The sequence below is a fragment of the Psychrobacter sp. P11G3 genome (genome assembly GCF_001435845.1).
In the GTDB taxonomy this organism is placed as follows: Bacteria; Pseudomonadota; Gammaproteobacteria; order Pseudomonadales; family Moraxellaceae; genus Psychrobacter.
In genome coordinates, this window is the sequence record NZ_CM003596.1 from 486,421 (window position 1) to 511,334 (window position 24,914).

Annotated in this window: 20 protein-coding genes, 1 tRNA gene and 1 other RNA gene; 16 read left to right on the forward strand and 6 right to left on the reverse strand. The window is 43.2% G+C overall.

Going from position 1 to position 24,914, the window contains the following annotated elements; translation table 11 throughout:
* Positions 1 to 100 precede the first annotated feature (100 nt).
* From AK824_RS02000 to AK824_RS02010, 3 genes are all read right to left on the reverse strand, one after another.
* On the reverse strand, positions 101 to 664 hold the full coding sequence (locus tag AK824_RS02000; RefSeq protein WP_227511186.1) for a hypothetical protein: 564 nt from the start codon (positions 662 to 664) through the stop codon (positions 101 to 103).
* A gap of 419 nt (positions 665 to 1,083) precedes the next feature.
* On the reverse strand, positions 1,084 to 1,494 hold the full coding sequence (locus tag AK824_RS02005) for a hypothetical protein (protein ID WP_057758360.1): 411 nt from the start codon (positions 1,492 to 1,494) through the stop codon (positions 1,084 to 1,086).
* A gap of 328 nt (positions 1,495 to 1,822) precedes the next feature.
* Positions 1,823 to 4,285, reverse strand: a complete 2,463-nt coding sequence (locus AK824_RS02010) for a YgiQ family radical SAM protein (protein WP_057758363.1) — start codon at positions 4,283 to 4,285, stop codon at positions 1,823 to 1,825.
* Positions 4,286 to 4,897: 612 nt separating this feature from the next.
* Between AK824_RS02010 and AK824_RS02015 the strand changes: the two genes are divergently transcribed.
* Both AK824_RS02015 and AK824_RS02020 read left to right on the forward strand, forming a co-directional pair.
* Positions 4,898 to 6,184 (forward strand): ammonium transporter, encoded by a 1,287-nt coding sequence (locus AK824_RS02015; RefSeq protein WP_057762321.1) that lies wholly within the window; start codon positions 4,898 to 4,900, stop codon positions 6,182 to 6,184.
* 10 nt (positions 6,185 to 6,194) lie between these two features.
* The gene (locus AK824_RS02020) at positions 6,195 to 6,827 is read left to right on the forward strand and encodes a hypothetical protein (RefSeq protein ID WP_057758365.1); all 633 of its coding nucleotides are present in this window, start codon (positions 6,195 to 6,197) and stop codon (positions 6,825 to 6,827) included.
* Positions 6,828 to 6,984: 157 nt separating this feature from the next.
* Here the strand turns inward: AK824_RS02020 and AK824_RS02025 are convergent, their stop codons facing one another.
* Both AK824_RS02025 and AK824_RS02030 read right to left on the reverse strand, forming a co-directional pair.
* A complete protein-coding gene (locus tag AK824_RS02025; protein ID WP_082624543.1) occupies positions 6,985 to 7,749 on the reverse strand; it encodes a YidX family protein in 765 nt (254 codons plus the stop codon).
* 164 nt (positions 7,750 to 7,913) lie between these two features.
* The gene (locus AK824_RS02030; RefSeq protein WP_057758367.1) at positions 7,914 to 8,381 is read right to left on the reverse strand and encodes an Lrp/AsnC family transcriptional regulator; all 468 of its coding nucleotides are present in this window, start codon (positions 8,379 to 8,381) and stop codon (positions 7,914 to 7,916) included.
* 242 nt (positions 8,382 to 8,623) lie between these two features.
* Here AK824_RS02030 and rarD point away from each other — a divergent pair, with 242 nt between their 5' ends.
* The gene (gene rarD, locus AK824_RS02035) at positions 8,624 to 9,646 is read left to right on the forward strand and encodes an EamA family transporter RarD (protein ID WP_227511188.1); all 1,023 of its coding nucleotides are present in this window, start codon (positions 8,624 to 8,626) and stop codon (positions 9,644 to 9,646) included.
* A 140-nt stretch (positions 9,647 to 9,786) separates the two neighbouring features.
* On the opposite strand, the gene smpB is transcribed toward rarD, so the two are convergent.
* On the reverse strand, positions 9,787 to 10,263 hold the full coding sequence (gene smpB, locus AK824_RS02040; RefSeq protein ID WP_057758370.1) for an SsrA-binding protein SmpB: 477 nt from the start codon (positions 10,261 to 10,263) through the stop codon (positions 9,787 to 9,789).
* Positions 10,264 to 10,514: 251 nt separating this feature from the next.
* On the opposite strand from smpB, the gene coaD reads away from it, so the two are divergent.
* The 13 genes from coaD (at position 10,515) to lepA (ending at position 24,881) form a co-directional block, all read left to right on the forward strand.
* Positions 10,515 to 11,033, forward strand: coding sequence for a pantetheine-phosphate adenylyltransferase (gene coaD, locus AK824_RS02045; RefSeq protein ID WP_057758372.1), 519 nt, complete (start codon positions 10,515 to 10,517; stop codon positions 11,031 to 11,033).
* Positions 11,034 to 11,127: 94 nt separating this feature from the next.
* Positions 11,128 to 11,376: a YfhL family 4Fe-4S dicluster ferredoxin gene (locus tag AK824_RS02050; protein ID WP_045453660.1), complete on the forward strand. Its 249-nt coding sequence runs from the start codon at positions 11,128 to 11,130 to the stop codon at positions 11,374 to 11,376.
* Between the two features lie 61 nt (positions 11,377 to 11,437).
* Positions 11,438 to 12,772 carry an adenosylmethionine--8-amino-7-oxononanoate transaminase gene (gene bioA / locus AK824_RS02055; protein WP_057762328.1) on the forward strand — a complete coding sequence of 445 codons (1,335 nt, stop codon included), beginning with the start codon at positions 11,438 to 11,440 and terminating at the stop codon, positions 12,770 to 12,772.
* Complete coding sequence (gene bioD, locus AK824_RS02060) at positions 12,769 to 13,497, forward strand: dethiobiotin synthase (RefSeq protein ID WP_057758374.1); 729 nt, start codon at positions 12,769 to 12,771, stop codon at positions 13,495 to 13,497. Before bioA ends, bioD begins: the two co-directional genes overlap by 4 nt.
* 74 nt (positions 13,498 to 13,571) lie before the next feature.
* An RNA gene (gene rnpB, locus AK824_RS13210) (RNase P RNA component class A) lies at positions 13,572 to 13,938 on the forward strand.
* Positions 13,939 to 14,059: 121 nt separating this feature from the next.
* Positions 14,060 to 14,136: transfer RNA gene (locus AK824_RS02065), tRNA-Met, on the forward strand.
* A gap of 226 nt (positions 14,137 to 14,362) precedes the next feature.
* The gene (locus AK824_RS02070; protein WP_057758376.1) at positions 14,363 to 15,175 is read left to right on the forward strand and encodes an ABC transporter permease; all 813 of its coding nucleotides are present in this window, start codon (positions 14,363 to 14,365) and stop codon (positions 15,173 to 15,175) included.
* Between the two features lie 14 nt (positions 15,176 to 15,189).
* Positions 15,190 to 15,861, forward strand: coding sequence for an ABC transporter ATP-binding protein (locus AK824_RS02075; RefSeq protein WP_057758378.1), 672 nt, complete (start codon positions 15,190 to 15,192; stop codon positions 15,859 to 15,861).
* Positions 15,830 to 16,945 (forward strand): KpsE/RkpR family capsule polysaccharide export protein, encoded by a 1,116-nt coding sequence (locus tag AK824_RS02080; protein WP_057758380.1) that lies wholly within the window; start codon positions 15,830 to 15,832, stop codon positions 16,943 to 16,945. Before AK824_RS02075 ends, AK824_RS02080 begins: the two co-directional genes overlap by 32 nt.
* Before the next feature lie 55 nt (positions 16,946 to 17,000).
* Positions 17,001 to 18,773 carry a polysaccharide biosynthesis/export family protein gene (locus AK824_RS02085; RefSeq protein WP_057758382.1) on the forward strand — a complete coding sequence of 591 codons (1,773 nt, stop codon included), beginning with the start codon at positions 17,001 to 17,003 and terminating at the stop codon, positions 18,771 to 18,773.
* Between the two features lie 75 nt (positions 18,774 to 18,848).
* Complete coding sequence (locus AK824_RS02090) at positions 18,849 to 21,335, forward strand: capsular polysaccharide biosynthesis protein (RefSeq protein ID WP_057758384.1); 2,487 nt, start codon at positions 18,849 to 18,851, stop codon at positions 21,333 to 21,335.
* Positions 21,336 to 21,480: 145 nt separating this feature from the next.
* Positions 21,481 to 22,722 (forward strand): capsule biosynthesis protein, encoded by a 1,242-nt coding sequence (locus AK824_RS02095; RefSeq protein ID WP_057758386.1) that lies wholly within the window; start codon positions 21,481 to 21,483, stop codon positions 22,720 to 22,722.
* 359 nt (positions 22,723 to 23,081) lie between these two features.
* Positions 23,082 to 24,881 carry a translation elongation factor 4 gene (gene lepA, locus AK824_RS02100; protein WP_057758388.1) on the forward strand — a complete coding sequence of 600 codons (1,800 nt, stop codon included), beginning with the start codon at positions 23,082 to 23,084 and terminating at the stop codon, positions 24,879 to 24,881.
* The last annotated feature ends 33 nt before the right edge of the window (positions 24,882 to 24,914 follow it).

Genomic DNA, 24,914 nt, shown 5'->3' on the forward strand with positions numbered 1-24,914 from the left:
GTTATTTTCTTACGAAAAATCATAAATAGTATGGATGTTGACTCACATTCTATGGCCATTTATTCCTGTATAGGTCATCATCCATATATATGTCAACTTTCTACTCCGCCATCTCACCATGCGCTTTCACATCACCTTTCTTACCATCTGGCTGAATCACGATAGGCAGCACCAGTCCTTTAGCAAAGTCATCAGACAGTACATAGTCATAGCGACTGGCAGCGACATCAGGCGTGGTATGGATGATAAGCGTCATTTCATTACCATCGGTTAGCTCGTGCGAGACATAGGTTTCGCTAAGCTGATCCAAGGCTTTAGATAGTGCTTCGTTACTTGCCATGCTCACCGTCAGATTATGCTGCGCGGTCGCAGCGTCCACTTTGAAGTAATCTGCATAGTCTCGGACATTTTGACTGTCGATGGCAAACGGATACTTATAATTGGTAGGGTCAGCAGGCTTTTCACCGCTATCTACCAGTGACCAGTCGATGGTGTCGGCTGCTGGTGCGGATGGATCTGCTGCTGCCTCCGCAGTTTGCTCAGTGGCATCGACAGAATCGGTAGCGTTATCGCAGCCTGTCAGCGCCCACATGCTTGCCGTTGCAATTACCATCATACTTATCAGACGCTTTGCCATCGAGTTACCCTTTTGATTGTTGGTCATGATTGATTTGCTCTACCTGCTATTTTGACAGCTTTCTTTATGCTTCTCTAGCGAAATACATTAGATGGCAAATTTCGATATAGCTTAATCCTCTATAAAAGAATGACAGCGTTAAGCTCGCTTGAAGTATCACAGTTATATCTGCACTCGGCTGCCTTATACTACTTTTAAATTGAATCAACTATATAGTCAAGTCTATATAAATCCGCTACATCTTCATCCTCGCTAAGCGTACTAATGTATAACTTGCACTCGGTTTCCTTGCATCGAAATTATATTGAACTGACTATACAACTATCTATCTGATACTGATTTTTATAGCCATCTTTATACGCGTATCAAACGAACACGCATAAAAAAGCAGCCACTATGTGATGACTGCTTTTTGTCTATTACGATATGAGCGTATCTTTAACTGATTAGATTTGGCAGTTTACTTGATATTCTTTACCGTCAGCCCATTTCATCGCAAAGATACCTTTGTCACCTTTCATGTGCCATGCATAGACGACTTCTGGGTTTGAGTCATTTACATAGCTTGCGACTTCGCCTTTTACTTTACCGTTTAGGATGATTGGCTGCTCGGCCCAGTTTACTTTTGGCAAGGTGACGTTGAGCATCACTTGTTCTTTATTGATAGATTGCTTTGCCATGATTTTGCTGTCATCGGTACAGGTGTATGGTGCTGGTGCCATACGATCATAGGCAGCGGTTACTTTTTCTGGAACTGGCGTATCAGTTGCATCTGGGGTAGTTGGTGCGGTAGTAGCACAAGCGCTCAATAGGGCAAGGACTGGTAGGGTAGTCGCAATTTTAGTTATCATTTTCATAGTGCTCTCCAAAGCTTTTCGCTGATGTCATTTACTTGTTCTTAATGATGCGTTTAGCATATGAGGGTTATAGTAGCGAAAAAGAACCATTTCAATGTTAGAAATTGTTCGTTACCTGTTAGCTTCGTTACCCAACCGCTGTCTAATGTAACTTGCAATTTGCGACAGGGTGAAAAGTAAGTCGTATTAATTCTGAGATGCGCAACTATAAAATCAGCGCATAAAAAAGCGTCTATCAACGAGTGGCTGATAGACGCTCTTTTGTTTTACTTAACACGCTCTATATTGAGCATGCACTTTTATACTATAAACACTACCTGCTATGACACTACTTGGTTTTACGTGGTGGCAGACCAGTATGCTGAGTCTGGAAATTGCCTTTACTCACTTTCTTCTTACTGTTTTTACCGACAGCATTTTTACCCGCTGCACCTTTAGCTGACGCACTGTTGTTTGACGAGCCATTACTGCGCTTCACTGAGTCATTGCCAACACGGCTATTCTTTTTGCGCGCTGACTGATAAGTATCTTGCGCGGCATCACGCCCTTCTAAACTGGCGTTAAATGGTGGAATCAAGCAACCACGGTTTTTACCAATCAAGTCACTACGACCCATGTCTTGTAAGGCTTTACGTAGTAGTACCCAGTTTTTTGGATCATGATAGCGTAAGAACGCTTTATGCAGTTTGCGCTGCTTGCCAGACTTGACGATATCCATGTCACCTTCATCACGGCTGACCTTATGTAGCGGATCTTTGTGCGTATGATACATGGTAGTCGCGGTCGCCATTGGGCTTGGATAAAACGCCTGTACTTGGTCAGCACGATAGCCATTACTTTTGAGCCAAAGCGCAAGGTTCATCATATCTTCATCTTTGGTACCCGGATGGGCAGCGATGAAGTAAGGAATCAGATATTGCTCTTTACCCGCTTCTTGGCTGTACTGCTCAAACATGGCTTTAAATTTGTCATAGCTGCCCATGCCCGGCTTCATCATCTTCGATAGCACGCCTTCTTCAGAGTGCTCAGGCGCAATCTTTAGATAGCCACCGACATGATGACTGACCAACTCTTTGACGTATTCAGGATCTTTTACTGCCAAGTCATAACGCAAGCCTGAAGCAATCAGGATTTTTTTCACACCTTTGATATCACGCGCTTTGCGATACAGTTTGGTCAAATTACTGTGATCGGTGATCAAGTTTTCGCAGACGTCAGGATAGACACAAGAAGGCTTACGGCAGTTCTTCTCAATCGTTTCATCTTTACAGCTGAGGCGATACATATTGGCAGTCGGGCCACCAAGGTCAGATATCACGCCAGTAAAGTTCGGTGCGGTATCTCGAATGGCTTCCACTTCACGCAAGATTGAATCTTCTGAACGGCTCTGGATAATACGCCCTTCGTGCTCAGTGATAGAGCAGAAGGTACAACCACCAAAACAGCCGCGCATGATATTGACCGAAAATTTAATCATGTCATAAGCAGGGATGCGCGCATCGCCGTAGCTTGGATGCGGCAGGCGTGCATACGGCAAGTCAAACACATAATCCATCTCTTCAGTTGAGAGTGGCACCGGTGGTGGATTGAGCCAAACGTCGATAGAGGTATGCGAGTTACCAGCACCGCTACTATGACGCTGCACGAGCGCACGGGCGTTACCTGGATTGGTTTCTAGATGCAGGATACGACTTGCATGAGCATAAAGCACAGGGTCAGATTTGACATGCTCGTAGTCAGGCAGACGAATGACGGTTTTTTCACGTGGTGGCATTTTTAGCTTATGCTTACGTGCGGTCATTGGCTTATCAAAGCCGCGCATTTGCACCACTTGCGTCTCTTCGTCGACTTGTTCAGCGTTGATGACTTTATTGGCAACTGGCTCAGCGACAAAACCCTGATATTGCGATGACATAGATGAAGGCATGGCTTGGCCAACAGGCGAGTCCGATGGTTTGCTCTGCTCAATTGAACAGCTATCAACGTCTTCGGTCATTACATAAGGGTTGATGATTGGATCGACACGGCCAACGGTATCGACATCGTTACTCGCAACCTCGGTCATGTCTTCTTGCCAATGACGACGAGTCGGGGTCAATAAGTAAGCCGTACCGCGCAATTTACTCATCTGCTCAAAGCTATAGCCTTTAGACAGACCATGTACCACATCGACGATCGCACGCTCAGCATTACCATATAATAAGACATCAGCACGCGCATCCAGCAGGATACTACGGCGGACTTTGTCTGACCAATAATCATAATGAGCGATACGGCGTAGACTGCCTTCAATGCCGCCTAAGATAATAGGCACATCAGGATAGGCTTCACGGCAGCGCTGGCTATAGACGATAGCTGCACGGTCAGGGCGTTTGTTTGCCACGTTGCCCGGAGAGTAAGCATCATCGCTACGGATTTTGCGATCGGCGGTATAGCGGTTGATCATGCTGTCCATGTTGCCCGCGGTCACGCCGTACGCATAGACAGGTTTGCCTAATTCCATAAAGGCGTCTTTGCTCTTCCAATCTGGCTGAGCAATGATACCAACACGGAAGCCTTGCGACTCAAGCAAGCGACCGATAATCGCCATACCAAAGCTTGGATGATCAACATAGGCATCACCTGAGATGATGATAACGTCACAAGCATCCCAGCCCAAATCGTCCATTTCTTTGCGGCTCATCGGTAGATAAGGCGCCGGCTCGTAGCAGCTCGCCCAGTGTTTGTCATAATCATAAAGTGGCTTGGTGCCTTGTTTAAAGGCAGTGCGGGCGATGGTATCGGCAGACATGGGCGGACCTGTTAATTAGAAAAATGGCACTAAAAATACAGCCCTTATTACCCAATGATAATAAAGGCGAATTTAAAAGCGCTCATTTTAACATGAATCGCCTTCACTATGCGACCTATTCTATGAGGGGCGATTGCCGATAAGTTATTGATAGCGTGAGATAAACTGCTCATGCAAAGTAAGCTATCCGCACAGAAAAATAATAGCAAAAACAGCCTAGGCAGGACGGTCGTATTATCAGCTCTATAAAACTTCCTTCTAACAATCATTCTCTACCCTGGTTCAATTTATAACTACATCGTCGCAAGCATAACTATCAAAATACCGATTTGGCTGATACTGGTCATTTGTTTTCTTATATTTATGACTTTCTTTAATTCCTAATAGTAGATTTTGGCACAGGTTTTGCTCCACACTTGTTAGGGCTTATTTGTGTGCATTAATGAGTAAAAATAGTGCACCGATAAAATTTGAACGGCTAGATAAGTGTTTGGAGATAAAATGAGAACATCATCTGTTGGACTGGACACGATAAAGACATTATTAAAACTATTACAACCATTAAAACTATCGTTAAGTAATAGGCTGGTGCTAAGTACATTATCGTTTGCAATGATGGGTAGCGCCCAAGCCGCTGGGACCGACACATTGACAGTAGCACAGCTGCTCGAATATCAAAATATCGCTTGGATTATCTGGGGCGGGGTATTGGTGTTCTTTATGCAGGCAGGTTTTGCTCTACTTGAAAGCGGATCGGTACGTGCGAAAAATGCGGTAAACGTGATGATGAAAAACTATACCGATATGTGTATCGGCGGTCTAGCGTTCTACTTGGTGGGTTTTGGGCTAATGATGGGTAACAATCACTCCGGATTTGTCGGTACGGATCATTTTATGCCAGTCGCGTTGTCCAATATGGACTGGGCATTGATGTTCTTTCAGATGATGTTTGCAGCGACAGCGGTGACGATTGCTAGTGGTGCAATGGCAGAGCGTGTTTCGTTCATCGGCTATGCGGTCGCCGCATGTTTGATTTGTTTGTTTATCTATCCTGTGTTTGCCAGCTGGGTATGGGGTGGTTATTTTGGCGGTACTGGTTGGCTCGCTGAACTTGGCTTTATTGATTTTGCTGGGTCTACTGTTGTGCATTCTATCGGTGGTTGGTTGGCATTGGCAGGCATCTTGGTCATTGGCCCAAGATTAGGCCGCTTTGCACCTGATGGCACGCCAAGACTCATCGCAGGGCATAACATGACGTTGCTGGCGTTAGGCGGATTTATCCTATGGTTTGGCTGGTTCGGCTTTAATGCTGGATCGACATTGTCTATCACGGGCAATATTGGTCTAATCGCAGTCAATACTTTTGTCGCTGCAGTCAGTGCGGTGGTAAGCTATATGCTTATCTCCCGATCGCTTAACAAAGCCATTTTGCTTAGCGATAGTGTCAATGCCAGTCTGATTGGTCTGGTATCGATTACCGCAGGTTGTGCGACTACGACTCCTGTCTTTGCCATTATTATCGGTGCGGTTGCTTCCGTGGTTTATATCTTATCGTCGCAAGCATTATTAAAATTCAAAGTAGACGATGTGGTCTCGGCAGTGGCAGTACATGGCTTTGGCGGGGCATGGGGTACGCTCGCTGCAGGATTGTTTTATACAGGAGATTTGTTTAACTTATCACGGCTTGGCGTACAAGCGCTAGGCGTCGGCGTGGCGTTAGGTTGGGGGTTGGGATTAGGTCTAGTGATGTATAAGCTTATCGATTTAAGCTTTGGGTTAAAAGCAAGCCGCTTACATGAGCAGCGTGGCCTTGATTATACCGAGCATGCAGAGCTTGGTTACCCTGAGTTCCAGAAGCAAATGTTTGATTCCAAGAGTTTAACCGAGCGGCATTTATAGGAGAGAGCTGATGAACATTGATACTCAATCCGTAGACCAAGCTGTGACTGCAATGGCAGAAGTGCTTGCCGATTATCTACATCCTGAAGAGGTGCGGCTGCTCAAATCACAGTGGCAGCGATACTCAACGGTCTCTGTGAAAATGATGCAGCAGTGCGTCTTGGATGCGACACGGCGCTATCCTGAGCTGCAAGCTTATAAGTCTGATATTAGGAAAGGCTTTTGGGCTACGTTGCAAGCCGACAGTCAGCAGACAATTGAGTCTGACAGTCACAATAGCCATAATGAAGCAATAAAAGCGCCAGTCCCTGTCTCTGAGTTGGTTCTGGCATTTTATACCGTCATAGAAGCACTGCGCAGTCAGCTATCAGAAACAGAAAGTCGTAACCTATTTCTGACCATGCACCAAACTGTTTCGCAAGAACGCACCTTCAAAGGGCATAGTCTTAACATTAGTCAATTTTTGGAAGGCAATCGTCCGTCCGTACCTGACAATGAGCACCTATTAAATAATTTGATGCAGCTGGCTTATGTATGCTTATGCGATGTTGCAGGCCCTGTCGAAGCAGATGAGATGATGTTTCGAGCGGCAGAGAAGGCGAAACAGAGCTATCCGAAAACACTGGTCGAAAAGTTATTCTAAAATATTAAGTCGGCACGTTACGGTTGGGTACGAAATACCTTTTGATAACGTGCCTTATATAAAGGGGCTTTTATAACGTAGCTTTCAAGATGTAGCTTTCATGGCGTACCTTGAAACTTGATACTAGTCGATGAGCGGTCTAATAGTATTTAGCTATCTAGTCCAATAGCTGAAGTGGGAAAGTAACCACGTCAAAGGCGAGGGCAAAGGGTAGCAGTACTAGCTTTTGTGCGCCATTTGGACCGCTACGAGTGACGACATCCTGCTGAGTTTGTGTATAAAAACTCACCGTATATGGTTTAGTCAGTGCGCGATAGTTTGACTGAATCAAACCTAAGTTACTAACTTGCGGATAGATAGCGCCTTTGACAGGAACGCTAAAACAAAAACGCTGAGCATTGATACGTTGATCGCTCGCTGAGGTGCACTCTTTACCGTTATTTTGCAAAAAGAACTGATAGTCTGAGCGCCCAAACTCATCTTTTAATTTGGCATAAGACAGTTTCATCTCACCTTGGAAGTACCCATCGTTCTTGGGTACATGAAAGCTCATGTCGTTATCCACTTGAATGTTTTTTTGAGACAGATTACTCAGTAAGTTCACCATTTCTGTCCCACCTTGGGTGAGGACGTAGCTGTTCTTTTCTCCTACGATAACCATTGACGCGTTTGGCATTTTTGGTAACGCTTGAGCAGGGCGACCAAAGGCAATAATTTGATCTTCAGATAGAATTTGCTTCGTCGTGTTTGTGGTGACGTGTCCGCTATTGTCTAATAGTGAGCTGGTCGCACAGCCTGAGCTAGCTAGTACCGTGGCAAACAGAGCGCTTGCTATTACTTTTTTTGAATTTAATGGTTTTCGGTTTAACAGTTTTAGTGACGCTTTCAAATTCTTGTTATCAGCGTTTGTATGGTCAGTCATGATTAGGCTTCCTTGTCTAATAGATGTGCTTACGAAATTAACTATCGAGTTTTTATTTCTTCTCGGATGTCTGGTGAATATCGTACAGTGTTTATATGTAATTTAGCTACTTATCATCCATTGTCATATGATAGGCAATTTCAGCTGAGACGTATTAATTATAATTAATCTAGGGTAATTTTAGTTCCACTCTTAGTAAAGTTCATCACAAACTGGCTTTTGAAATTGCGCACATTATTTTCGTAAGTCAGTAAGCTGCGAGTAAACTGATGATAGTCGCTCATATTTTTGGCATTGACCATGAGCATAAAGTCAAAATCACCCGATACTTCATAGCAGCTCATGATTCGTGATTGCGCATCCATTAGGCGCTCAAACCGGTGCTGCATTGAGGTGTTAGAGCGCTCCATTTCTATCATCACTACGGCTGTCAGGCCATAACCCACTTTTTCAGGATTGACGATGGCTACTTGTTTGGTAATCACGTCACTATCTATTAGCGCTTGTATACGCCGCTGCGCCGTCGCAATGGATACATGCACTCGCTCCGCAACAGTTTTGAGCGGTAGAGTCGCATCATCTTGTAGCAAGTTCAAAATAGCTTTATCAATATTATCTAAAGTATGGCTCATATCAGGACATCCTTAATAGCAGAGTTTTCTATCGATTTTTATAATTATTATCACTAAAAATACTAATATAAGAAAATAATCATTTGTATGGTACATATTTGATATTTTTATTCATAAGTACATCTATATAGAGATAATATATCAAAGTACCCTAGTAAAATAGACCATACCAATCAGAACTGCTTTAAAAAAAGAGCTAGCAATTGGTTTTTTATCATCTATTAATAGCTACGGTGCTTATTATGTCTATCTCAATGCTCTCCAATGTATTCGCCAATACCCTAGCAACGACTGCTGCACGTTTGCCACTACTTACAATTTGGACGACAGGTAGCGCACAACAACGCACTCTGATATTAGGGGTGTCTTTTGCCATATTGTCCAATGTGCTATTTGGCGTACTCTATGCGTATAGCAGTTTTTTGTCGCCATTATCAGGGACGCAGGTTTTTATCTGGCGCATGCTCGCGATGTGGGCAGCGTTGGTCGGATACTTAATGGTAAGTGGGCGTCTGGGATTGCACATTGATAAGTTAAAAGTGCTCAAAGGCGCTAAGCAATGGGCTTGGCTGCTACTACCTACACCGATATTTCTCAGTCAATTTTGGTTATTTATGTGGGCGCCAGTGAATGGGCAAGGTGTGCAAACCGCGATGGGGTACTTCTTATTCCCATTAATGATGGTGGTGTTTGGTTGTGTCCTCTTTGGCGAAAAACTCAGCCGTTTGCAATGGTTGGCAGTGGCCTTTGCTGCATTGGGTGTGGGTAGTGAAGTTATCCGTACGCAAAGTGTCTCTTGGGCGACGCTATGGGTATGCGGTACGTATCCTATTTACTACATTTTACGCCGACTGCAGGGAATTGGCGCAGTAACTGGATTATTGGTTGATTTGACGATATTTGCGCCCTTTGCGCTGGCTTACTTGTTCTTCTTTGCCCCAAACAGTTTGGCATTGGTTAGCGGATCTGGTTTCTTTATCATGATGCTAATAGGTTTAGGTGTGCTCAGTGTCTTGGCGATGAAGACCAATATTGACGCCAGTCAAATGCTACCAGTCAACGTCTATGGCATGATGAGCTATTTGGAACCTGCGTTGCTATTTATTTTGGCAGTGACCGTACTAGGCAACCCATTTGAGTCAGCGATGATCTATAGCTACGGTCTGATTTGGTTAGGTATTGGGTGTTTGATTGCTCATGGTGTTAGGCAATTACGTCAGCCTAGTAGAAAGACAGCATTGTCTCTAGAAGAGCAAATTGCATAATAGAATGGATTGCTAAATGCTTGTATGAGTTATTATTGGTAGCTAAAGCTGGGCGATAATATTTATAGATATCGTAGACAACAAAAAAGGACGGCTCAGTAAATCTTGAGTCGTCCTTTCTTATATAGATTAAAAAATGCTTAATCTAAATGCTGTTTGAAACCGCGCTGCTTATCACGTTCCCAGTCACGATCTTTTAGTGTTTTACGCTTATCATGTTGCTTTTTACCCAAGGCTAGGCCAATTTGGCATTTCACCAGTGAGTTTTTCCAGTAGCAAGATAGCGGTACGCAAGCATAACCTTTCTGGTTGATTGCCCCAGATAGTTTTTCGATCTCACGACGGTTCAGCAGCAGTTTACGAGTACGAATACTGTCTGGACTAACGTGCGTTGAGCTCGATAGCAATGGCTGAATGTGCGCACCAAACAAGAATGCTTCGTTATTGCGGAATATGACGTACGCTTCAGTAATGGTCATTTTTCCTGCGCGAATGGCTTTGACTTCCCAACCTTGTAATGCCAGTCCTGCCTCAAAGGTTTCTTCGATAAAATACTCATGACGCGCCTTTTTATTGGCGCAAATCTGATTATCTGGCTTTTTTGATTTTTTTGACATAATCTCTCCATAAGGGTGACCTAAAACACAGGCTCCTTATTTAATCAGTCCCACTAATTCCTCATCCTAATCCAATAACTGGTCTTGTTTTTTATTTCGATTATGAGATGGATGAGTCGAACTGCCTATTGTATCAAAGCCTCTGATGAAAAGGTAAATCAGCTGTTAGGACAAATGTAGCAGATAAGTATTAAGTTTGAGCAAAATTTGCTAGCATATGGCCTAATATCACCGATTATATCAGTCATGCTATGAGCCACTCTATTTCTTCTAACTCCTCAAAGCTACATACCAAAATCCTATATCCTGGCACTTTTGATCCTATTACCAATGGTCATGTGGATCTGGTTACACGCGCCGTCAAGCTATTTGATGAGGTCGTAATCGCGGTTGCCTCAGGGCATCATAAAAAACCCCTGTTCAATTTTGAAGAGCGGGTCGCCTTGGTCGAAACCGTATTTGCAGACTTACCGCAAGTATCTGTGATTGGCTTTGAAGGGTTGCTTGTCGATTTCATGCGCGAAAAGCACGCTACGGCAGTGTTGCGTGGATTACGTGCGATGTCAGATTTTGAGTACGAGTTTCAACTGGCAAATATGAACCGCGAGCTAGACGAAAACTTTGAAGCAGTATTTTTGACCCCATCTCAGAACTACTCGTTTATCTCGTCTACCATGATTCGTGAGATTGCCAAGCTTGGCGGTGATGTTAATAAATTCGTCCCGCCCTGTGTCTTACAAGCTTTCGATAAAAAATTAAATATCGAATAGTAGATACTGACTAAACGGTTTGCTAGTAGGACTTGCCAAAATGGCAAAGAGAGACCAGTTACGCGTGAGACGATTAAAATATAAGGAGCAGTTTATGGCACTATTAATCACTGATGAGTGCATCAACTGTGATGTATGTGAGCCCGCTTGTCCCAATGAGGCCATCTCAGAAGGCGATGATATCTATGTCATCGACCCAGATTTATGCACAGAATGTGTCGGACACTTTGACGAGCCGCAGTGCGTGGTGATCTGTCCAGTTGACTGTATCCCTCATGATCCTGATCATGTCGAAACAGAGAGTGATTTATTGTCTAAATACAAGCGAATTACGGGTCAATAAAACATTGATAAGCGATTGATGACGTTTGGATTTACAACGTTTTGGGGACACCACGATGACCATGGAAACAACAACCACGCAAACAACAACCACCAAACCAATTCAAGTAGCAAGTGAGTTCGATCAGCGACATCTTTGGCATCCATATGCCAGCCTGCCACCCACTTATTCTAATATCGTAATCGATCGCGCTGAAGGCATTTATATCATCACTGAAGACGGCACACGCCTGATCGATGGCATGTCGTCATGGTGGGCGAGCGTCCATGGCTACAATCATCCCAAGCTAAACGAAGCGCTGACCCAGCAGTTGAGTAAAATGGCGCATGTGATGTTTGGTGGGTTGACCCATCAGCCAGCGATCGATCTTGGCAAAAAGCTACTCGATATTGTACCTGCTGGACTTGATGCGATTTTTTATGCAGATAGTGGCAGTATTGCCGTAGAAGTGGCACTAAAAATGGCATTGCAATATCAAGTGGCTGCTAAGCGTCCATTCAAGCAGCAGTTTGCGTCAACCCATTCAGGGTATTACGGAGACACGTGGCATGCCATGAGTGTCTGCGATCCTGTTAATGGTATGCACAGCCTGTATGGCAAGCAATTACCGATGCAGCATTTTGTTCCAGCACCGCCGCTTGGCTTAGATCGCGCATTGACCCTAGATGAGCATGAATCATTAGCTCAGTTTTTTGTCGAGTATGGTGCGCAGCTGGCGGGATTTATCATTGAGCCAATTATTCAGGGCGCAGGCGGAATGCGTTTTTATAGTCCTGAATATCTACAATTGCTGCGTCAACTGTGTGATGAGCATGATGTGCTCTTGATTGCCGATGAAATTGCCACTGGGTTTGGACGTAGTGGTAAATTATTTGCGTGTGAACATGCTTGCATCAGCCCTGATATCATGACCATTGGCAAAGCGCTGACGGGTGGCTATATGACCTTTGCGGCAACTTTGTGTACCCGTCATATTGCCGATACCATTCATAATAGTGATTATCCAGCGCTGATGCATGGCCCAACCTTTATGGGCAATCCACTGGCTTGTGCGGTTGCGTGTGCATCGATTGATTTGATCCTGTCTTATGATATTGAAGCGCGTACCGCAAATATGCAACGCATTATGGAACAGCAGTTAGCGCCTGCCATGTTATTAGAAGGTGTTGCCGAGGTGCGTTGTTTGGGCGCAGTTGCTGTGATTGAGTTGCATGACGCGGTCGATATGCCTATTTTTCAATCTTTATTGATTGATAATGGTATTTGGGTCAGACCGTTTGGCAAGCTGGTGTACATCATGCCACCTTATGTGATTACTGATGACGAGCTAACTACCTTATGCCAAGTGCTACTAAAAGTGGTGCGTACGTATTTAGAAAGCCGAGGTCAGCTATGAGCGTGCTATTTGTATCTGGCATTGATACCGATATCGGTAAAACCTATGCTACTGGACTGCTTGCCAAAGCGTTGATGCAGCAAGGCGTAAATGTAATCACTCAAAAACTAGTGCAAACGGGCATTAGTAAACAAGCAAATGGCGAGCTAGGCATTGCAGATGATATCTTGAGCCACCGCAAGCTGATGAAGATTTCGCTGCAACATTGTGATTTAGATTTTACCACCTGTCCTTATCGCTATGAGAAGCCTGCGTCACCGCATCTGTCTGCTGCACTCGCGAATGAACCGCTTGACCCTGATGTTATTACGCGTTCTACCAAAGCACTGCAATCCGATTATGATGTGGTGTTGCTCGAAGGGGCGGGTGGCTTGTTGGTTCCCATTACTACTGAATTATTGACCTTAGATTATATTGCGGAGCAAGACTATCCTATTGTCTTGGTCACCTCCGGTCGGTTAGGTAGTATTAATCATACGTTACTGAGTTTAGAAGCCATAAAATCGCGCGGATTAACGGTGCATAGTATAATTTATAATCATATTCATGATGACGCTGAGCAAACGGATGCTGAAATTGCAAACAGCACTATTGATTTTTTGCAAGCCTATTTGGCTCGCCATTACCCTAAAGCGCATTGGTTGCAGCTCCCATATATAGAAGTTGCTAGAACCGATACAATATCGAGCGACTGTTGTTTGTCTTTACCAAAAGATTTTATCTAAGTTATTTGTGCCGTCTTTGAAAATAAATCCAAAAGACATTCGCAGGCCCTCATAAGTTTGCTATACTAGCGCGCTTGGTAGACTAGGCGATCGCCGCTGCACACTGGCAACAGATGAGCAGGGGAGGAAAGTCCGGGCTACATAGGGCAGCGTGCCAGCTAACGGCTGGGCAGGGTAACTTGACGACCAGTGCAGCAGAGAGTAGACCGCCTTTAGTATCTTAGGGTATTATCGGTAAGGGTGAAAGGGTGCGGTAAGAGCGCACCGCGTGAATGGCAACATTTCACGGCATGGTAAACTCCACGCGTAGCAAGACCAAATAGGCATCGGCATGGCGCGGCCCGCGTTCGATGCGGGTAGGTTGCTTGAGCGTATTAGCGATGATACGCCTAGAGGAATGATCGTCCACGACAGAACCCGGCTTATCGGTTTACCAAACCTTTTTTATTGTTTGTGGTAGTAATCGTTGCAATTAATCTGAATTACATTCATTTTTTTGCAAAAAATGTCCATTAGGGGTTGACGGCAGTCAACAGCTTGGGCATAATGTGCAGCCTAAAACGGCGATGTAGCTCAGCTGGTTAGAGCGCATGACTCATAATCGTGAGGTCAAGAGTTCAAGTCTCTTCATCGCCACCATATATAGCAGTACTAAAAAAACCAATCTATCGAGATTGGTTTTTTTTTGCCCAAAATAAATGTTTTTATAAACTAGAAGTAATTGATACATAGATTTTTAAGTGTGATTTACTTACAGATTTCTTACTAAATCATAGGTTTATCTGTCTGTATACAGATTAATTCTTGTAACTTATGTCGCGCTTACTTATCATAGGGGCTGTTTTCGGTAAAGTCCTGTAACGCCATGTCTGTACAACTACCTCCTTATCGTCCTATCAAGCATCGCAGTGGCCTTAAAGTCATGGGTGCAGCATTTCATGCACTGATCATGCGCGAGCTACAGACTCGCTTTGGTGGATATCGTTTAGGCTACCTTTGGGCGCCTTTAGAAATCATGTTTCAAGTTGCCATTTACTTAATAATATTTGGCGCTATTATGACTCGTGTGTTGCCTGGAATGGATTACATGCTATTTTTGGTTGCAGGTTTAGTACCATTTCGTATGATGAGTACAATAGCAACACGATCACTAGGGGCAGTAGAAGCCAATCAAGGTCTTCTAATGTACCGTTCGGTACGTCATATTGATGTCATTATTGCACGTTCATTTCTAGAGTTAGTGATTTACTTTTTTACATTTGTACTATTACTAACCATACTGGCTTTTATCGGTATTCCTATTAGTTTTGCTAATCTTCACGTGGTGTTATTTTGCTGGCTAACCCTGTTTATATTTGGTTTTGGGCTAGCAATGATAATGATGGTGGTTGGTTATTATGGTGGTGAAATTAGCAAAGTTATTGGCTTGATTTTTACTATTTTATACTTTGTATCTGGAATTATGTATTCCATTCATATTATTCCTGAGCCATATCTAACTTATTTGTTATATATTCCATTTGTCCATAATATTGAGCTAATGAGAAATGCACTATCTCCTACTTATCCTGCATATCATATTGATATGGGATATTTTTTAAAGTGGATGGTAGGTGTTAATTTTCTAGGTTTATTGATGTATAAAGCAGTCGAAAAAGACCTTATTCGTTCAAAGTAATAGCAGGTAAATGAATGATTGAAATTAGGAACGTCTCTAAATCATTTATGACCAAACAAGGTCGGCATTATCTATTCAAAGATTTGAATCTGACTATTGGTGATAAAAAAAGTGTGGGCTTGCTTGGTCGTAATGGTGCTGGGAAATCAACACTGTTACGCATTATATGTGGACTAGATAAGCCAGATCATGGAGAGATTATTACCAACTCGACTATTTCTTGGCCAGTTGGGGTGGCAGGTGGTTTTCAGGGTAGCTTAACAGGTCGTCAAAATGTCCGATTTGTTTGCCGCTTATATTCAAGCGGCCCTTATATTGATGAAAAAATTCGTTTTGTTGAAGAGTTTGCTGATATTGGCAGTTATTTTGATATGCCAGTAAAAAGCTATTCATCAGGAATGAAAGCACGCTTAACGTTCGGTTTAAGCTTGGCCTTTGATTTTGATTACTATATGCTCGATGAAGCAGGTGCCGTTGGTGATGCAGCATTCCGTAAGCGTAGTGAAGAGATTTTAGCGGCCCGCCGCGCACAAGCAGGATTTTTAATAGTGTCGCACAATATTGGTGATATCAAACGAAACTGCGATATTGGTATTGTACTAATGGATCAAACAGCACACGTGTTTGACGATACAACAGAAGCGATTGAGGTTTATGAAAAGCATATCCACAAAGCAAAAAAGTAAGATAATTAACTTCTCGCTGTTTATCGGCTTGGTCATCCTTCCTTGGTTGCTCGTTATATACTATGTAATGACACTGGCGCATCCGCGCTTCGTTTCGACTGCAGATGTAGTGGTCAAACAAGTCAGTGATACTAACGTATCTTCTGGAGGTGGCATATCAGCTCTATTGGGCGTAAATAGTACCAGTAAAGAAGATGCGACCTATTTGACGGAATATATTCTGTCGAATGATATGGTGAAGCGACTCGATAACAAATTTAAGTTCCGTGAAGCTTACTATGTTGATGGTTCAGACCCTATTTATGAAATCGATCCTGATGCGACCCAAGAAGATTTGCTTGAATACTTCAAGAAACGGGTTCACATTGATCTTGACGAGCAGAGCTATGTGCTTTCAGTATCAACAGAAGGCTTTGACTCAAAGTATGCTTTTGAGCTGAACAAAGCTATCTTAGGTGAGTCTGAGCGTTTTGTGAACCGCATTTCACAAGAAGTGGCTCGTGATCAATTGGCGTTTGCAGAAACTCAGTTAGACGAATCAGAAGAGCGTTTAAACGATGCCAAAGAGCAGTTGTTAAACTATCAGAATGAAAACGAAATCTATGACCCACAAGCCAATGCGCAAATCGTCAATCAGTTAATTGGCAGCTTGCAAGCGCAATTAAGCTCGTTGCGTACTGAAGAGCGTCAGTTACTCAGTTATCTAAATCCGGATGCGCCGCAAGTGGTTTCACTAAGAAGCCAGATAAAGGCTGTTGAAGAGCAAATCACTCAAGAACAAACTAAATTGACATCACCAAATACAACCAAATTAAACCGTCAGGCGGTACAGTTTGAGACCATCAAGGCAGATGTGGATTTTGCTACCGAGTTGTATAAACTGTCGTTGTCATCGCTTGAGAAATCAAGACTAGAAGCATTCAAGAAAATGAAAAACTTGATTGTAATCTCGACTCCCTATGAAGCAGAAGATGCAACATATCCGCGCCAAGCGTATCTAATTTGGACATCGCTTGCGTTGCTCTTAATGCTATACGGATTTGTGCGTTTGGTAATGGCAGTTGTCCGTGATCACCGCAGCTAATCTTGAAAAACCAGATATCAGTAATGATCGATAGATCAGGAAAGGAATATAACTCATGAATATGAAACCACGTTCTATCGTGATAGCGACAAGCTTGGCAATGGCGGCGACTAGTATGTCTGCAACAGCTGCAAGCAGTTATGCAGATCAAATATCAGGTTCAGGCTTTGGCACAAGCAACAATAACATGAGTCAATCTCAGAACCAGAGCAATATTAACGTGTCTACCCAAGCATTTGCTGGGGCAGTGCCAGGGCAAGCAACGACTCAAGAAGCGGTTAACGCAGCAAGTTTACCAAGCCAGTCAGTTATCAATACTACGCGTCCTTATCAAGATATCAAAACTCAAGATATGATGTTCGGTGAGCAATTGTTCCGTGGGGCATTTTCGACGACTTCAGGCTCTACCTTTAATGATAGTTATGTGATTAACCCTGGTGATAACGTCCAAGTAAGAATGTGGGGCGCTTATCAGTACGCTGCTACCATGACCGTCGATCCACAAGGTAATATTTTCTTACCGAATGTTGGACCAGTACGCGTCTCTGGTGTGCAAAATGGCAGCTTACAAAACGTGGTCAAAAGTGCCGTCAGTCGTATCTATCGCTCGAATGTAGGGGTTTATGCTTCATTAGAGCAGGCGCAACCCGTTAAGGTGTTCGTCACAGGTTTTGTTAAACAGCCGGGCTATTACGGTGGTCTAGCAGCAGACTCGGTATTGTCTTATTTAGATAGAGCAGGCGGCGTTGACCCAACGCGCGGCAGTTATATTGACATTCAAATCAAACGTAACGGTCAAATGCTACAGCAAGTCAATTTATATGACTTTTTGCTAGCAGGTAAATTACAGGCATTTTCATTCCGTGATGGTGATGTCATTACCGTGGCACCACAGAAAAAGACATTTGTGGTAAGCGGTCAAGTTCAAAACGAATATACCTTTGAGTTTGATGTGAATGATCTGACTATTGGTGATGTGTTGCAAGTGTCTAATCCGGCAGCCAATGCTACTAATGTCAGTATCACTCGCAGTGCAGGACGTGCACAAACGGCGGAGTACTACTCATTAAGTGAAGCCCAAAACGTTCCTGTTTATAACGGCGATCAAATGGTAGTAACGTCAGATCGTTACGCAGGTACCATCGCTGTGCAGGTAAAAGGTGCACATACTGGTAATGGTGCGATGGTTGTGCCATATGGCGCGCGTCTAAAAGATATCGTCCCTCAATTACAGCCGAGTCCACTGGCGAAACTGACGCATCTCACTATCTATCGTGAATCTGTTGCTGAACAACAAAAACGCATGATTAATGAATCGCTTGATCGTCTAGAAGAGCTAACGCTTGCTACCCAGTCGACGACTCGTGAAGAAGCCGCATTGCGTCAAGATGATGCAGCATTGGTTAAGCAGTTCGTTGCCAAAGCTCGTAATGTTCAGACGGATGGTCAAATCGTCGTTGTGCCAAATTCGTGGCAGGATATTATTCTGCAACAAGGCGACATCATTGAGATACCAGCACAAACGTCAGTCATTACAGTCAATGGTCAAGTACGAGCACAAGGAGCACTTACCTTTAATCCTGACTATACCGTTGGAGACTATGTGGCTAATTCTGGTGGTTTCTCTGATAACGCTGATACAAAAGATATCTTAATTATTCATCAAAATGGAGCGAGCCAAGTGGTCAATACTGCGTATCGTATCCAGCAAGGTGACGAGATTATGGTATTACCGAAAGTTAAAACTAAGCGTGTGGAGATTGCGCGCGGTCTATCACAGATTGTTTATCAGTTAGCAATTGCTGCCAAGGTTGTTTTAGATCTATAACGGTTAGCTAGTCATGACTCAATGATGACTGTCGAACAGATTTAACCAAAATTAACGAGTAAAGGTATTAAAGATATGGCAAAAGAAGTAGCGAATGAAGTCAAGGTATCTACTATGTCTACCTCTGATCATGCGCTACTTTCGCCATCGTCACAGTACCAATCACCGCCAAAGCAACTGGCAGTAGTTGGTAAAGGTATGTGCCGCAATAACTTGCTACTCTCGCAAGTGTTGCAAGCTGATATTCAGCGCTGGTATCCTTGGTCAGGCTTGCAACAAAGCCTGATAAATCGCAAGAAAAAACCACAACCTGAGGCATTTATTGGATGGGGGCACAAGAAAAGTTTCCAACGAGCTGATAAAGCTGCCACCCGTCAGGACCTGAATACTTTAAGTATTGAAGATGGATTTTTGCGTTCATTGGATTCAGGTATTAGTAGTCGCCATGGCTTAAGCGTGGTTGTCGATGACATTGGCATCTACTTTGATATGACGCACCACTCCCGCCTCGAGCAGTTGATTATTGAGCACACCAAGAGTACTAGCAGTAACCGCGCAGTGGACGAGGCACGTGCTCGTCATCTGATGGCACGTATATGCGAAGAAAAACTGAGTAAATATAATTCAATGGTTGATTGTCCGTCGTTGGATAAATTGATTAATGAAGAAAATATTAGCGAAAAAGAAAACGCTTCACAATCACATATCCTATTGATTGACCAAGTAGCAGGTGATGCCTCTGTTAAAGGTGCTGGTGCGAATAAACGTCAATTTAAGAAAATGCTAAAATCTGCATGTCGCAACCATCCTAACGCCCATATTTGGATAAAGGCTCATCCTGCGTCAAAATCAGGCTATTTATCCAACTTAAAACTGCCTAAAAATGTTAGGTTATTGACAGAGTCTCTCAATCCTATTGAGCTTCTTAAACAAGTAAGTGAGGTCTATACCGTCAGCTCACATATGGGCTTTGAAGCATTAATGCTAGGTAAAAAAGTACATTGCTTTGGAGTCAGCTGGTATAGTGGTTGGGGGCTGACCGATGACACTAATGCACCTAGAAATTTACTTAGATCAGTTCAGAAACGTCGTTTAGAGTCAGCTGAGACACTTCTCAGTAATAGAGATTTGTCAAACTCAGCAATGTTTCCTGCGACGTCACATAAAACGCTTAAAACGACGTTAGCAACATTGTTTTATAGTGCTTATATTGATTACAGTCGTTATGTAGATCCAGCAACGAAACAAGCTTGTGATATCGATGCAGCCATCGAATGGCTAGTGACCAATCGGCGATGGCAAGTGCGCCTTGAAGGCGATTTGACAGTATATGAATTTAGTCGTTGGAAGCTACCATTTGTCAGAGCCTTTGCAGACCTACCGCGTACGACATTATTCGTTAAACCAAAGCCACGTCTAAAAAACCTGTTACATCCAGACCATTTCCGTGTCAATTTCAGCCAACCTTTATTGGTATGGGGTTTGGCCAAACGTCAGCAAGTACAGAAGAAACTACAGAGTAAACTTGTTGAGCAAATTTTAGATATGCCAGCTATTTATTGTATGGAAGATGGGTTTATCCGATCAAATGGTTTAGGTGCTACTTTATTGGCACCACTGTCTGTTGTGATAGATAAGCAAGGTATTTATTACGATGCGACCCAGCCTTCAGACTTAGAAACATTGCTGCAAAATTGTCAGCCACTGAGTTCTGAACAGCGTCTTCGCGTAAACAAACTGCAAGACAAACTGCTGAATCAGCGGGTAAGTAAATACAATGTTGGGGTTGGTATAGATGTTTCTAGTATTCAAAATAACTCGTGGATGCAGGATGCCAAAATATCTGGAAGACGACGCGTTCTCATTATCGGTCAGGTAGAGGACGATTTGTCAGTACAGTACTGCGGCTCCACAATAAAGACAAACAGTGGTCTGATCGAACGTGTACGACAAGATAACCCAGACGCTTATTTGATTTATAAGCCGCATCCCGATGTTGAAGCAGGATTGCGAGCAGGTAAAGTATCAGAAGCCCATCTACGACAAGTTCAAGCGGTTGCCTACGATACTGCGATGCCTGATTGCTTAGAATGGGTGGATGAGGTTCATACGATCAGCTCACTGACTGGTTTTGAAGCGTTGCTGCGAGGGTTGGACGTTACCTGTTATGGATTGCCGTTTTATGCAGGGTGGGGGTTAACCACAGATATTGACGAGCAGTCATTACCGAAAGCGACTTACCTAAAAAGACGTCAACGAGACATGTCTTTGTCTCTTGAACAGCTAATATATGGCGCACTTATATGCTACCCGTTGTATCGTCTACCTGATGGCTATGGATTAGCACAAGTAGAGCAGGTGATTGATTATTTGTATCCTCTCAAAGACTCACAGCTGCTTGCGAGTAATGAAGAATCGCAATCTGAAATGGCTAGTACTTTAAATAGTTCATCTAAGACTGTGGCCTTGCCTTTATCTACAAAATTGAAACGTCACGCGACTATGCGTTTTATGCAGCAGCGTCATCGATGGCAGCAGAAATTGCGTAAAACGTCTCGTTAATTTACCAGAGTAGCACCGTATAATTGCATTGCGACAAATAGGTGCTTTTTCGGTATAATCACTTTTACGCTATGTGTTTTCACATGGTTGCATAACCTTTCTCATTTTTATCTCTTATTTTCTCATTTAATGGTAGCCCTGTATTATGGCAGCTTCGATGTCTCATTTGCTTACTCATCGACACGTCTTGCTACTACAAGGAAAAATGGGTGGGTTTTTTAATCGCTTTTCGTCATTCTTGCAGACTCAAGATATTAAAGTAAGCAAAATCAATTTTAATGCAGGCGATGCCTTTTTTTATCATCACGACAATACTTACGAATATACCAATACGTTAGCGCAATTTTCCTCTTGGTTGCAGGCGTTCATTAAAGAAAATGCCATTGATGCGATTGTATGCTTTGGCGATTGTCGACCGCATCATACTCAAGCAGCGTGTGTTAGTGAGAAGCTGGGTATTTCATTCTTTGTCTTTGAAGAGGGGTACTTGCGTCCTGATTACATTACCTTGCAAGAACATGGGATTAATGGCTATTCACGTCTAAACACTGCTGAGATTAAAGCACTTAAGAAAGCCAATGATCAGCCTCTATACACACATAATCGATTTTATCGCCTCAGTATCGCGGCCATCGTCTATTACATTATTGCTTGGCTTTATAAAAGCCGTTATCCACATTATTCGCATTATCGTGGCATGACCGCTTGGCAAGAGGCCATCGCTTGGTTAAAAGCACCGTGGCGGAAGCTACGAGGATATTTGCCAGATAAACACCTGCAAAATAGACTGACCAAGCAAGAAAATAACAATTACTTTTTGATTAGTTTACAAGTACATAATGACTCACAGATTACCCATCATAGTGATTATCGTGATGTGGTACAGTTCATTGACGAGTCTATCGCAAGCTTTGCAAATTTTGCTAAGCAAAAACAGTTACTCGTGTTTAAGCATCATCCGTTGGATCGTGGTCATAGAGACTATCGGGAGCTGGTAGCTAGCCTAGCTGAGCGCTATCAAGTATCTCATCGTGTTTTCTATGGTTGTGATATGCACCTGCCAACTTTGATGAAATATAGTATTGGCATGGTGACTATTAACAGTACGACAGGCTTGCAGTCGGTTTATCATAAAAAACCCACTAAGGTTATGGGTCGTGCAATTTACGATATTCCTAAGCTAACAGATCAAAAGCCGCTTGATGATTTTTGGCAGCAGCCTAAGGGCCCAGATAATGAATTTTATTTGAGATTTCGTGAGTACCTGATAGAGCAAACTCAAATAAATGGTGCTTTTTATGGCAGATCGCCATGGATGTATAAGTATCTGTACCAAATTGGCAGTGAAACGACAGACGTAGATATGTCTAAAACCAATTTACCCTAGTTATTTATTTTTCTTTCTAAGAAGTCATAGTAACTATAATGGTATCTATATAAAGAAACGAAGTTCAACAAGTGTAACGATTGTTGCGTTATCCTTTTTTAGCTGGTCATTTCATCTGTAAGTCACATCTCTTCTAACAAAATCGCCTTACTTTGCAGTGGAAAACTGCTAGAATACTCTTTTATGTCTGCGCATAAGAGTTAATGTGCTTGGCTATGGATTTTAGACGGTAGTATTAGCCCAATCGGCTTGTTATAACGGCTGACCTTCAAAGAAGTACAAGCATCTTATCAATTGTATCTGACAATATTTATTTTTTAGTTTTATTATTCTATCACCCTTAATTTAGTAGGCGCTTTGTGACTGCATTAGCCAATATTCGTAACTTTTCAATCATTGCCCACATTGATCATGGTAAGTCGACGCTTGCCGATCGTTTTATTCAAATGTGCGGTGCCTTGCAAGATCGCGAGATGCAGGCGCAGGTGCTCGACTCAATGGATATTGAGCGTGAGCGCGGTATCACTATCAAAGCACAGTCAGTAACACTGTTTTATGATCATCCAAATGGTGAGCGCTATCAGCTTAACTTTATTGATACCCCGGGCCACGTTGACTTCTCATATGAAGTTTCGCGTTCATTAGCAGCTTGTGAAGGTGCGCTGTTGGTTGTTGATGCCGCTCAAGGCGTAGAAGCGCAGTCAGTGGCCAATTGCTATACAGCCGTTGATCAAGGCTTAGAAGTCATGGCGGTGTTAAATAAGATTGATTTGCCGCAAGTTGAGCCTGAGCGCGTCATTCAAGAAATTGAAGATATTATCGGTATCGATGCCGTTGATGCACCGCGAGTATCAGCCAAATCTGGTCTGGGTGTTGATAAGCTGCTAGAAGCGCTAGTAGAGTTTATTCCGGCACCAACTGGTGATCGTGAAGCACCACTGCAAGCACTAATTATTGACTCTTGGTTCGATAATTATTTGGGCGTGGTCTCATTGGTACGTGTGCGTGAAGGTACTATACGTAAAGGTGACAAGTTATATATCAAATCGACTCAAGAGGCACATCTAGTTGGCTCGATTGGTGTCTTTACCCCTAAACCTGTAGATACGGGTGTTTTAGAAGCAGGGGAAGTAGGCTTTGTTATTGCGGGTATTAAGGATATTGCCGGAGCACCAGTAGGCGATACTATGACTCATGCTAAGACCCCTGATGTGGATCGTATCCCAGGCTTTAAACAAGTCACGCCACAAGTCTATTCTGGTATGTTTCCAGTGGATTCGAGTGATTTTGAAAAATTCCGTGAAGCTTTGCAAAAACTGCAAATCAATGACGCTTCGCTGTTTTTTGAGCCAGATACGTCGGATGCGCTTGGCTTTGGTTTCCGCTGTGGCTTCTTGGGTATGCTACATATGGAGATTATCCAAGAGCGTCTAGAGCGTGAATATGATCTAGATTTGATCACGACGGCACCCTCAGTTATTTACGAAATTGAGAAAAAGAACGGTGATGTAATCTATGTAGATAACCCCTCACATCTACCTGAGCCAAACAACATTGAAGAGTTCCGTGAGCCAATTGCCCGCTGTCAAATTTTGGTACCGCAAGAGTTCTTAGGCAATGTAATGACGCTATGTATTGAGCGTCGCGGCGTTCAGGTTGATATGCGTTTTATGGGTCGACAAGTACAGCTGATATTTGATATTCCAATGGGCGAAGTTGTCATGGATTTCTTTGATCGTCTGAAGTCGGTTTCACGTGGCTTTGCATCGCTTGATTATAACTTCGAGCGCTATCAAGCTGACAAGCTAGTAAGAGTTGATGTACTAATCAATGGCGATAAAGTCGATGCCTTAGCGATGATCGTGCACGAAACCCAATCACGTTATCGTGGTAATGCTCTAGTTACTAAGATGAAAGAGCTGATTCCACGTCAAATGTTTGATGTCGCCATTCAAGCAGCTATCGGTAGCCAAATCATTGGTCGTAGTACGGTAAAAGCCATGCGTAAAGACGTATTAGCAAAATGCTATGGTGGCGATGTTTCACGTAAGAAAAAGCTATTGTCCAAGCAAAAAGCTGGTAAAAAACGTATGAAGCAAGTAGGTAACGTGGAAATTCCACAAGAAGCCTTCTTAGCTGTGTTGCAAGTTGATAGCTAATCGCTAAACGTAACCTAAGATAGTCATTGTAGA

Bases quoted from the DNA above. Each gene is read 5' to 3' on its own strand.
- AK824_RS02025 (WP_082624543.1), bottom strand. From the start codon at position 7,749: ATGACTGACCATACAAACGCTGATAACAAGAATTTGAAAGCGTCACTA.
- AK824_RS02020 (WP_057758365.1), top strand. From the start codon at position 6,195: ATGAACATTGATACTCAATCCGTAGACCAAGCTGTGACTGCAATGGCA.
- AK824_RS02030 (WP_057758367.1), bottom strand. From the start codon at position 8,381: ATGAGCCATACTTTAGATAATATTGATAAAGCTATTTTGAACTTGCTA.
- rarD (WP_227511188.1), top strand. From the start codon at position 8,624: ATGTCTATCTCAATGCTCTCCAATGTATTCGCCAATACCCTAGCAACG.
- AK824_RS02075 (WP_057758378.1), top strand. From the start codon at position 15,190: ATGATTGAAATTAGGAACGTCTCTAAATCATTTATGACCAAACAAGGT.
- smpB (WP_057758370.1), bottom strand. From the start codon at position 10,263: ATGTCAAAAAAATCAAAAAAGCCAGATAATCAGATTTGCGCCAATAAA.
- AK824_RS02000 (WP_227511186.1), bottom strand. From the start codon at position 664: ATGACCAACAATCAAAAGGGTAACTCGATGGCAAAGCGTCTGATAAGT.
- AK824_RS02005 (WP_057758360.1), bottom strand. From the start codon at position 1,494: ATGAAAATGATAACTAAAATTGCGACTACCCTACCAGTCCTTGCCCTA.
- bioD (WP_057758374.1), top strand. From the start codon at position 12,769: ATGAGCGTGCTATTTGTATCTGGCATTGATACCGATATCGGTAAAACC.
- AK824_RS02015 (WP_057762321.1), top strand. From the start codon at position 4,898: ATGATGGGTAGCGCCCAAGCCGCTGGGACCGACACATTGACAGTAGCA.
- AK824_RS02080 (WP_057758380.1), top strand. From the start codon at position 15,830: ATGAAAAGCATATCCACAAAGCAAAAAAGTAAGATAATTAACTTCTCG.
- coaD (WP_057758372.1), top strand. From the start codon at position 10,515: ATGAGCCACTCTATTTCTTCTAACTCCTCAAAGCTACATACCAAAATC.
- AK824_RS02070 (WP_057758376.1), top strand. From the start codon at position 14,363: ATGTCTGTACAACTACCTCCTTATCGTCCTATCAAGCATCGCAGTGGC.
- AK824_RS02010 (WP_057758363.1), bottom strand. From the start codon at position 4,285: ATGTCTGCCGATACCATCGCCCGCACTGCCTTTAAACAAGGCACCAAG.
- AK824_RS02090 (WP_057758384.1), top strand. From the start codon at position 18,849: ATGGCAAAAGAAGTAGCGAATGAAGTCAAGGTATCTACTATGTCTACC.
- AK824_RS02085 (WP_057758382.1), top strand. From the start codon at position 17,001: ATGAATATGAAACCACGTTCTATCGTGATAGCGACAAGCTTGGCAATG.
- AK824_RS02050 (WP_045453660.1), top strand. From the start codon at position 11,128: ATGGCACTATTAATCACTGATGAGTGCATCAACTGTGATGTATGTGAG.
- bioA (WP_057762328.1), top strand. From the start codon at position 11,438: ATGGAAACAACAACCACGCAAACAACAACCACCAAACCAATTCAAGTA.
- AK824_RS02095 (WP_057758386.1), top strand. From the start codon at position 21,481: ATGGCAGCTTCGATGTCTCATTTGCTTACTCATCGACACGTCTTGCTA.